The following is a 1,154-nucleotide window of genomic DNA, read 5'->3' on the forward strand; positions in this document are numbered from 1 at the left end:
CGCAAGGCGTATATTCTGCATAACGCGGAAGCCGTAGCGGTACTGATCGACCGCGCTTACCCGGATCTTGGGCATGAACGGGTCATCCTCATGCACGATGAGAGGATCGCCGGGGAAAGTTCCGAACCGCTGAAGCTTGCGAAGGACAGCGGCGAGCTGGCCTATATCATTTATACCTCCGGCTCCACGGGCACGCCGAAGGGCGTGATGATCGAGCACCGCAGCGCCGTCAACCTGGTTTCCTGGGTCAACCGGCGGTTTGCGGTCGGTGGGGAAGACCGCCTGCTATTCATCACCTCGATGTGCTTTGACTTGTCTGTTTACGATATTTTCGGGATGCTCGCGGCGGGGGGAACCGTTGTGGTGGCGGAACGCGAACAAGTCCTCGACCCCGGGGCGCTTTTAAGCCTGATGGAGGCCGAGGAGGTCACATTCTGGGATTCGGTGCCGACGACGATGAACCATTTTATCCACCATCTGGAGGAAAACCCGGCAGAGTCGCTTCCTGACAGATTGCGATTGGTCTTCATGAGCGGGGACTGGATTCCGGTCACGCTGCCCGGGCGGATCCGGCAGTTGTTCCCGCAAGCGGAAGTGATCTCGCTGGGGGGAGCGACGGAGGGGACCGTCTGGTCGAATTACTACCCGGTCTTGGAAGTTAGCAGCGACCAGAGCAGCATCCCGTACGGCCGGCCGATCGGGGGCAACGCCTTCTATATTTTGGACGACGACCGGGAAATGGTACCGTGGGGCGTGGTCGGCGAGCTGTATATCGGCGGCGTTGGCGTGGCCCGCGGATATATGAACGACGAGGCGAAGACGGAGGCAGCGTTCCTGCCCGATCCGTTCCTCCCGGGAGGGGGGCGGATGTACAAGACCGGTGACCTTGGGAGATTGCTGCCAGACGGGAACATGGAGTTCCTGGGCCGCAAGGACCATCAGGTGAAAATCCGCGGCTACCGGGTGGAGTTGGGCGAGATCGACAGCAGGCTAGCCCGGCACCCGGGGATCCGCGAAGCGGTGGTGATGGACCGTCTGGATGGACAGGAGCAGCGGTATTTGTGCGCCTATATCGTCCCGACGGGCGAGTTGACGGTGGCCGCGGTCCGGGAATATCTTGCGGCGGAGCTGCCGGCTTATATGGTGCCGGGAGC

Annotated in this window: 1 protein-coding gene; it reads left to right on the plus strand. The window is 61.5% G+C overall.

Going from position 1 to position 1,154, the window contains the following annotated elements; all coding sequences use genetic code 11:
* Nucleotides 1–1,154: amino acid adenylation domain-containing protein (locus tag ABRS97_RS28000; protein ID WP_367819453.1), on the plus strand; the 1,154-nt coding region annotated here is incomplete at both ends.

Source organism: Paenibacillus tabacirhizosphaerae (genome assembly GCF_040812395.1).
In the GTDB taxonomy this organism is placed as follows: Bacteria; Bacillota; Bacilli; order Paenibacillales; family NBRC-103111; genus Paenibacillus_E.